8 protein-coding genes are annotated in these 8,777 nt (G+C 65.5%); 6 read left to right on the top strand and 2 right to left on the bottom strand.

Features of this window, described 5'->3' with window-relative positions; translation table 11 throughout:
- The first annotated feature begins 1 nt into the window (after position 1).
- The 3 genes from FG94_RS11880 (at position 2) to FG94_RS11890 (ending at position 3,549) form a co-directional block, all read left to right on the top strand.
- Positions 2-622, top strand: a complete 621-nt coding sequence (locus FG94_RS11880; RefSeq protein ID WP_081925950.1) for a lytic transglycosylase domain-containing protein — start codon at positions 2-4, stop codon at positions 620-622.
- Between the two features lie 90 nt (positions 623-712).
- A complete protein-coding gene (locus tag FG94_RS11885) occupies positions 713-2,167 on the top strand; it encodes an alkaline phosphatase (RefSeq protein ID WP_081925948.1) in 1,455 nt (484 codons plus the stop codon).
- A gap of 11 nt (positions 2,168-2,178) precedes the next feature.
- On the top strand, positions 2,179-3,549 hold the full coding sequence (locus FG94_RS11890; protein WP_036211654.1) for an alkaline phosphatase: 1,371 nt from the start codon (positions 2,179-2,181) through the stop codon (positions 3,547-3,549).
- A gap of 133 nt (positions 3,550-3,682) precedes the next feature.
- On the opposite strand, the gene FG94_RS26600 is transcribed toward FG94_RS11890, so the two are convergent.
- Together FG94_RS26600 and ffh are read right to left on the bottom strand one after the other, a co-directional pair.
- Entirely contained in the window at positions 3,683-4,075 is a 393-nt protein-coding gene (locus FG94_RS26600) for an SWIB/MDM2 domain-containing protein (RefSeq protein ID WP_027866608.1), read from the bottom strand.
- A 232-nt stretch (positions 4,076-4,307) separates the two neighbouring features.
- Positions 4,308-5,675, bottom strand: coding sequence for a signal recognition particle protein (gene ffh / locus FG94_RS11900; protein WP_036211658.1), 1,368 nt, complete (start codon positions 5,673-5,675; stop codon positions 4,308-4,310).
- A 272-nt stretch (positions 5,676-5,947) separates the two neighbouring features.
- Between ffh and FG94_RS11905 the strand changes: the two genes are divergently transcribed.
- Genes FG94_RS11905 through FG94_RS11915 form a run of 3 tightly spaced genes read left to right on the top strand, consistent with a single transcriptional unit; the run spans position 5,948 to position 8,608 of the window.
- Complete coding sequence (locus FG94_RS11905) at positions 5,948-6,919, top strand: ABC transporter substrate-binding protein (RefSeq protein ID WP_200879968.1); 972 nt, start codon at positions 5,948-5,950, stop codon at positions 6,917-6,919.
- Positions 6,920-6,930: 11 nt separating this feature from the next.
- Positions 6,931-7,779, top strand: a complete 849-nt coding sequence (locus FG94_RS11910) for an ABC transporter permease (protein WP_051996557.1) — start codon at positions 6,931-6,933, stop codon at positions 7,777-7,779.
- Position 7,780: 1 nt separating this feature from the next.
- Complete coding sequence (locus tag FG94_RS11915) at positions 7,781-8,608, top strand: ABC transporter ATP-binding protein (RefSeq protein ID WP_051996559.1); 828 nt, start codon at positions 7,781-7,783, stop codon at positions 8,606-8,608.
- Positions 8,609-8,777: the final 169 nt, after the last annotated feature.

Consider the following 8,777-nt stretch of genomic DNA (forward strand, 5'->3'; position numbering starts at 1 on the left):
CCTGGCGACGCTGTTCCCCTTCGCAGCCGGTGCGCTGTTTGCCGGCGCGCTGCTGCTCGCCGGCGCGGCGCATGCCGGCAACCAGAAGGAAGAAGCGCTGGCCGATTCGGTCCGCCTCGCCCTGGCCAACGCCATCAACGACAGCCGCCCGCCGAAGCCGGTGCTGCGCGACGAGCAAGCGCGGGCGCGCTACCAGGCCTGGTTCGACGAGATGTCGCGCCGGCTCGCCAAGCGCATCCCGGACGCCTTGTCGCGCACCGAATTCCTCGAGTCGGTCTGGTACGAATCGACCCGCGCCGGCCTCGATCCGGGGCTGGTGCTGGGCCTGATCCACGTGGAGTCGGCCTACCGCAAGTACGCCATTTCCATCGCCGGCGCGCGCGGCTACATGCAGGTGATGCCGTTCTGGACCAAGGTCATCGGCGACAGCGACCGCCGCAAGCTGTTCCACATGCAGACCAACCTGCGCTACGGCTGCTCGATCCTGCGCATGTACATCGACATGGAAAAGGGCAACCTTTATCTCGCGCTGGGCCGCTACAACGGCAGCCGCGGCAAGCCGCAGTATCCGAACGCGGTGCTGGCGGCCTGGAAGCGCTGGGAGTTCAAGCCGGCGGCCTGAGCATCGCGCCAACAATCCCGCAACAATTCCTCACGCCATATGCACATGGCAAGGTGTAAACTCGTCCATTTCCAGACGTAGAGGACCCCCATGCGATTGTCCACCCTTGCCGGCGCCGCCTTGCTCGCCACGCTTGCCGGCTGCGCCTCCGTGCCGCCCACTTCCCAAGCACCTGCGCAGGTCCAGCACGACCAGCGCGCCAGGAACGTGATCTTCTTCCTCGGCGACGGCATGGGCCTGAACACGCTCACCGCCGCGCGCATCTTCCACGCCGGCGAAGCGGGCGAACTCACCATCGACCGCCTGCCCGAATCGGCCTTCGTGAAGACCTTCTCGAACGACGCCATGGTCACCGACAGCGCCGCCGGCATGGCCGCCTACATGACCGGCGTGAAGCACAACAACGGCGTGATCTCGATGTCCCTCGGCACCCGCTCGGTCGCGCCGGGTAAGGATGCCAACGGCAATGCCCTGGTCAACAAGTGCGAGAACGGCTCGCCCGCCACCACGCTGCTGGAACTGGCGCGCAAGCGCGGCATGGCGCTGGGCGTGGTCACCAACACCAGCGTCACCGACGCCACTCCCGCCTCCGCCTACGGCCATGGCTGCCACCGCAAGCTCGAGACCGATTTTGCGGCCATGCTGGTGCCGGGCGGCGCCGGCTACAACGGCGCGCTCGGCCCGCGCGGCCTGGACGTGATGTTCGGCGGCGGCGCCCAGTTCTTCACGCCCTTCGCGCGCGGCGGCAAGCGCGCCGACAACCGCGACCTGCTGGCCGAAATGCAGGCGCAGGGCTTCCGCGTCGCCCGCGACAGCGCAAGCTTCAAGGCGCTCGCCCTCGACGCGCGGCAGCCGGCCATCGGCCTGTTCGCGCCGAACCACATGGACTACGACGCCACCCGCGACCCGGCCAAGCAGCCGAGCCTGACCGAGATGACGCGCAAGGCCATCGACCTGCTGGCCCCGCACGCGACCCAAGGCAGCAAGGGCTTCTTCCTGGTGGTGGAGGGCGGCCTGATCGACCATGCGCTGCACGCCACCCTGGGTAAACGCGCGCTGCAGGAAACCGTGTCCTACAACGACGCCATGCAGGCCGCGCTGGAGAAGATGGAAGCCCTGGACCCGGGCCTGAAGAACACCCTGATCGTGGCCACCGCCGACCATGACCACACGCTGCTCCTGAACGGCTACACGGCCCGCACCGGCAAGACCACGCCGACCAACCCGGGCGTGCTGGGCCTGGTGCGCAACCTGGACGGCAGCCCCAAGCTGGACAAGGAAGGCCGTCCCTTCACCATCATCGGCTTCGGCACCGGCGAGAACCGCACCAACGGTCCGCGCTCCAGCCAGCCCGCGCTCACCGACGAGATCGTGACGCGCGACGACTACCACCAGGAAGCGGTGGTGCGCACGCGCACCGGCGCCGAAACCCACGGCGGCACCGACGTCTACCTGGGCGCCGCCGGCGCCGGCGCGGAACTGTTCCGCGGGACCATCGACAACACCCGCGTCTTCGGCCTGATCAAGACCGCCGCAGGCCTGTAAGGAATCCATTCATGAACAAACGACTCAACTTCCTGCTGGCCGCCAGCCTGGCAAGCAGCTGCGCGATGGCCGCGCCGCAGGCCAAGAACATCATCTTCTTCCTCGGCGACGGCATGGGCCCGACCACCATCAGCGCCGCGCGCATCTTCAAGCACGGCGAGGACGGCCTGCTGAACTTCGAACGCCTGGAGCGCACCGCGCGCATCAAGACCTATTCGAACGACTTCCAGACCACCGACAGCGCGCCCTCGATGGGCGCCTACATGACCGGCGTGAAGATCAACCAGGACGGCATCTCGATCAAGGATGCGCGCGCCATCGATCCGGAGAAGGACGCCAACGGCAACCGCACGATCGACAAGTGCGCGCCGAACGACGGCGTGATCGTGCCGACCATCCTGGAGCTGGCCAAGGCGCGCGGCAAGTCGGTGGGCGCGGTGACCACCACCGAGCTGACCCACGCCACGCCGGCGTCGACCTTCTCGCACGTCTGCCACCGTGACGCGGCCTACGCCATCGCGCGCCAGATCGTGCCGGGCGGCGAAGGCTACAACCGCGCGCTGGGCGACGGCGTCGACGTCCTGATGGGCGGCGGGCGCCACCACTTCACGCCCTTCGACAAGGCCGCCAATCCGAAGGGCCGTGCGGACGGGCGCGACCTGATGGCGGAGTTCGCGGCGCAGGGCTATGCCGTCGGCAAGACCCGCGCCGACATGATGTCGGCACGCCCGGGCCGCAAGTTCGTCGGCATCTACAGCGCCGACACCCACATGGACTATTCGCTTGCACGCCGCCCGGAGCAGCCGACCCTGACCGAGATGGCCCTGAAGGCGATCGAGCTGCTCTCGAAGGATCCGGACGGCTTCTTCCTGATGGTCGAAGGCGGCAAGATCGACCACGCGCTGCACGACACCAATGCCAAGAACGCGCTGGCCGACACGGTGGCCTTCGACGAGGCGATCCAGGCCGCGATCGACCGCATGCGCCAGATCGATCCGGGACTGGAAAACACGCTCATCGTCGTGACCGCCGACCACGACCACACGATGGTCCTGAGCGGCTATCCGAAGCGTGGCAGCAAGGTGCTGGACATCGTGCACGACTACGCCAGCGGCCAGCCGAAGAAGGACGCCGACGGCAAGACCTTCACCGCGCTCTTGTTCGGCAACGGCAAGGTGCGCCCGGACGTTCGCGCCGACGTGGACAGCGCCGTCGCCCTGGGCGACGAGTACCGCCAGGAGGCCGGCGTGCGTACCGTGTACGAATCGCATGGCGGCGGGGACGTGAAGCTGTTTGCCACCGGCGCCGGCTCGGCGCCGTTCAAGGGGACGATGGAGAACACGCAGGTGTTCCATCTGATGAAGGCGGCAGCGGGCCTTTGAATCGTAGGGTGGGCGGGGTAATTTCGGGCAATGCCCGGAATTACGAACGCCCACCCTACAAAGGCACCAAAACAAAAAGCCCCGGTCTCCCGGGGCTTTTCATTTGCAAGGCTACTGGACAGCCGGCCAGTGCTTACTTCAGGTGGTCAGAAATGAGCTTGGTCATTTCGAACATCGAGACCTGTGCCTTGCCACCGAAGACAGCCTTCAGCTTGTCGTCGGCATTGATCATGCGGCGGTTCGATTCGTCCTGCAGGTTCTGGGCCTTGATGTAGTCCCAGACCTTCTTGGTGACTTCGGTGCGTGGCAGCGGCTTGTTGCCGACCACTGCTGCCAGTTCGCCCGACGGCGTCATCTCTTTCATGAAAGCGGCGTTCGGCTTGCGTGCCGCGGCCGGCTTCGCTGCTGGTTTCGCTGCTGCTTTTGCTGGAGCTGCTGCTTTTTTTGCTGCAGGCTTGGCCGCTGCTGCCGGCTTGGCGGCTGCTTTCTTGGCTGGCGCTGCGGTGGATTTTTTGGCTGTTGCCATCTTCGAGCCTCCTAAAACGATCACAGGGAAAGTTGCGTTATTGACGCACCGGCTTATATTGGTGGCCTTTTACTGTTCATGCAAGTCTTTTTCGAAATTTTTTCATTCTTATAAGCCCCGATATGCGAGCTATCGCACACTAGGGAGCCGGTAAATGAAAAAACCGCCTGTCAGAATGTAAAAAACCGCGCAAAGCCCGTGTTTGCGCGGTTTCTTCGACGCCGCCGCTTGGTCAGCGCAGGCCGGGCATCATGCCCTTCATCCCGCGCATCATCTTCATCAGGCCGCCGCCTTTGAGCTTTTTCATCATGGTCTGCATCTGGTCGTACTGGTTCAGCATGCGGTTCACTTCCTGCACCTGCACGCCGGCGCCGGCCGCGATGCGGCGCTTGCGGTTGGCCTTGATCAGCTCGGGCTTGGCGCGCTCGCCGGGTGTCATCGAGTCGATGATGCCGACCATGCGGCGCACCTGCTTCTCGGCCTGGTCCATGTTGGCGCCTGCCGCCGCCTGCTGGAACTGGGCCGGCAGTTTATCGAGCAGGCCGGACATGCCGCCCATCTTCTTCATCTGGGTCAGCTGGGCCTTGAAGTCGTTCATGTCGAACTTGCCGCCGCCCTTGATCTTGTTGGCCAGCTCGGTCGCGGCCTCGGCGTCGACGCCCTTGCGCGCTTCTTCCACCAGCGCCAGGATGTCGCCCATGCCCAGCACGCGGTTGGCCATGCGGGTCGGATCGAAGGCTTCCAGGCCGTCCAGCTTTTCGGACACGCCGGCGAACTTGATCGGCTTGCCGGTCACGTGGCGCACCGACAGGGCTGCGCCGCCGCGCGAATCGCCATCGAGCTTGGTCAGCACCACGCCGGTGAGCGGCAGGGCGTCGTTGAAGGCCTTGGCGGTGTTGATCGCATCCTGGCCCAGCATGGCGTCGACCACGAACAGGGTCTCGACCGGATTGACGGCGGCGTGCACCGCGGCGATCTCCTGCATCATCGCTTCGTCGATGCCGAGGCGGCCGGCGGTGTCGATGATCAGGACGTCGTGGTAGTGCTTCTTGGCCCAATCCAGCGCGTTGCGCGCGATGTCGACCGGCTTGTCGGTGGCGGTGGACGGGAAGAAGTCGGCGCCGACCTGCTTGGTGACGGACTCCAGCTGCGCGATCGCGGCAGGGCGGTAGACGTCGGCCGAAACGGTCAGGACCTTCTTTTTCTTCTGTTCCTTGAGGTACTTGGCGAGCTTGCCGGTGGTGGTGGTTTTACCCACGCCCTGCAGGCCGGCCATCAGGATGATCGCCGGCGGCTGCTGGGCGAAGGACAGCTGGGTGGCGTCGGGGCCGAGGTCGGCGCCCATCAGGGCGGCCAGCTCGCGCTGCACCACGCCGACCAGGGCCTGGCCGGGGCTGAGCGAGCCGATGACTTCTTCGCCCAGCGCTTTCTCTTTGACTTTGGCGATGAATTCGCGCACCGCCGGCAGCGCCACGTCGGCCTCGAGCAGGGCCATGCGCACTTCGCGCAGCATCTCGGCGGTGTTCGCCTCGGTAAGGCGCGCCTCGCCGCGCATCGTCTTGACGACCTTGGCTAGGCGTTGGGTAAGGTTATCTAGCATGTTCTACCTACTATATTAGACAGCACGTCGCATTCGACAAACCGCCATTCTACCTTGCGGCAGCCGCCGAGTTCGACCACCGCAGCGATATAACGCAGTTTTTCCTCACCTGTGATGCGTTCGATCATATGGAAACCTTGCCGTTTCTGACACAGCTCACGTACTCATAGGCCATTTCCCGTCAGCATCGATCTGGTGCGCGCATATGTTTTGCTGTGCCGCATACAGGCGACACCAATTGTTTTGCGATTTGTATATACGGGAGAACAGGCATGATCAAGCTAGTCAGCAGCATCCTCGCCGCAGCCGCCCTGCTGGCAGCAGGCGGCGCCGGGGCCCAGGAGGTGGTCCGGCTCGGGAACCTCAAGCTCGCCCATTTCGGCGCGGTCTCGTACATCAAGGAGATCGCGCCGAAGTGCGGCATCCGGGTCGAGGAAAAGGTCTTCGCCAAGGGCCTGGACGTGATGCAGGCGATCATCGCCGGCGAGCTGGACGTCGGCGCCACCGCCTCGGAAGCGGCGATCTCGGGCCGCGCCGGCGGGGCGCCGATCGTCGTGGTGGCCGGTTTCGCCAAGGGCGGCGCGCGCCTGGTGGCGCGGCCCGAACTGGGCATCCGCAGCGTCGCGGGGCTCAAGGGCAAGCGGGTCGGCGTGACCCGCGGCGCGATCCAGGAAGTGCTCCTGATGGCGCAACTGGCCAAGCATGGATTGAAGGCCGATGCGGCGCCCGGCAAGGACGTGCAGCTGGTGTTCCTGTCCTACGCCGACCTGAACCAGGCCCTGCTCGGCAAGCAGATCGACGCCATGATGCAGTCCGAGCCGCAGTCCTCGCAGGCGATCAACAAGGGCTTCGGCGTCGAAGTGATCAAACCGTATGACACCCCGATCGGCGAGCCGATCCGGACCATGGTCATGACCGAGAAGTTCTACCGCGAACGGCGTCCGGTGGCGGAAAAATTCATGCGCTGCTTCGTCGACGCCACCAGGACCTTCATCGACAGCCCCTCGGTGGCCGAAAAATACGTGCGCGAGACGATCTTCAAGAACCAGATCACGAGCGACGACTTCCAGGACGCGATCCGCAATTCGCCGTATTCCTTCGACATCACGCCCGAGCACATCCAGGTCACCACCCACATCATGGCCAGAACCGGGGTCGGGCGCATGGCGAAACCGCCGGTGGCCCAGGAGTGGGTGCGCACCGACCTGCTGGCGGCGGCGAAGAAAAGCCTGGACGTGAAGTGAAGGAGGCCACTATGCATACCCAAGACAGGCGCAAGCAAACGCGCGAACGCTGGCGCGAGATGGCGGTCGGCGCGGTGGTCCCGGTGGCCGCCGTCCTGCTGTGGCAGTGGGTCGCCATGAACGGCTGGGTCAACCCGCAGGTGCTGCCGGCCCCGCTCGACGTCTGGCGCAAGTGGGTGGCCTACCTGCTGCCGCTGGCGCCCTACGCGGACTATACCGAAGGCGGCTGGTGGTCCTGGGCGCTGTCGGGCGAGCTGCCGATCGACATCTGGACCAGCATGGTGAGGGTGGTGGCGGGCTTCGCGATCGGCGCCGGGCTGGCCCTGCCGCTCGGGCTGGCGATGGGCGCGAGCCGCGTCGTGTACGCGTGGATGAACCCCCTGGTGCAGCTGCTGCGCCCGATCCCGCCGATCGCCTACATCCCGCTGGCCATCCTGTGGTTCGGACTGGGCAACCCGCCGGCCGTGTTCCTGATCGCGCTGGGGGCCTTCTTCCCGGTCCTGATGAACACCATCGCCGGGGTGCGCCACGTGGACGGCATCTACCTGCGCGCGGCGCGCAACCTCGGGGCGGGCGGCGCCACCATGTTCCTGCGCGTGATCCTGCCGGCCGCCGTGCCCTACATCCTGTCGGGCGTGCGGATCGGGATCGGCACCGCCTTCATCGTGGTGATCGTGTCGGAAATGATCGCCGTGAACAACGGGCTGGGTTTCCGCATCCTGGAGGCGCGCGAGTACTTCTGGTCCGACAAGATCATCGCCGGGATGATCACCATCGGCCTGCTCGGCCTGGCCATCGACATCGCCATGAACCGCCTGAATAACTACCTGCTGCGCTGGCACCGCGGCCTGGAGCACTGACATGAACGCACCGCATGCTATCCCCCCGCAGGTCCTGCAGCCGCATATCCGCGTCGATGGCGTCCACAAGCTGTTCGAAACCGGCGGCAGGACGGTCACGGCGCTGCAGGACATCGACCTCGACATCCCGCGCGGGCAGTTCACCTGCCTGCTCGGGCCATCCGGCTGCGGCAAGTCCACGCTGCTCAATGCCGTGGCGGGCTTCTCGCTGCCCAGCAGCGGCACGATCACGGTCGACGGCAACCCGGTGACGGCGCCGGGGCCGGACCGCGGCATGGTGTTCCAGGAATATGCGCTGTTCCCCTGGATGACGGTCGAGGACAACATCGCCTTCGGCCTGCACATCAAGGGCCTGGGCAAGGCCGAGATCCGCGCGCGGGTCGGCGACTTGCTGGGCATGCTGTCCCTGAGCGACTTCCGCCAGCGCTTTCCCAAGGACCTGTCGGGCGGCATGCGCCAGCGCGTGGCGATCGCGCGCGTGCTGGCGCTCGATTCGCCGATCATGCTGATGGACGAGCCCTTCGGCGCCCTGGATGCGCTCACCCGCCGCAATCTGCAGGACGAGCTGCTGCGCATCTGGTCCGAGCTGAAGAAGACCATCCTGTTCGTTACCCACAGCATCGAGGAAGCGGTCTACCTGGCGGACCGGATCGTCGTGATGACCTACCGCCCGGGGACGATCAAGCGCGACCTGCTGGTCGAGATTCCGCGCATGCGCGACCCGGCGGCGCCGGAATTCAATGCGCTCAAAAGGGAGCTGGGGGTGATGGTGATGGAAGAGCAGCAGCGCCACCATACCGAGGAGTTGCGGATGGCGGCGGTGGACTAGTTGCAAATACGCTCTTAAATAGGCCTTAGGGGCGGGGGAGGGTGTATGGCACAGGGACATAGGTAACAGTCGTCTAGAGACATAGGTAACACCTTTTATGATCAGCGCACGACCAATAACTGGAGCGTGCGATGCCTTGGAAGGAGTGTTCCCGGATGGCCTCTCGTCT

The organism is Massilia sp. LC238, assembly GCF_000735635.1.
Taxonomy (GTDB): Bacteria; Pseudomonadota; Gammaproteobacteria; order Burkholderiales; family Burkholderiaceae_D; genus Telluria; species Telluria varians.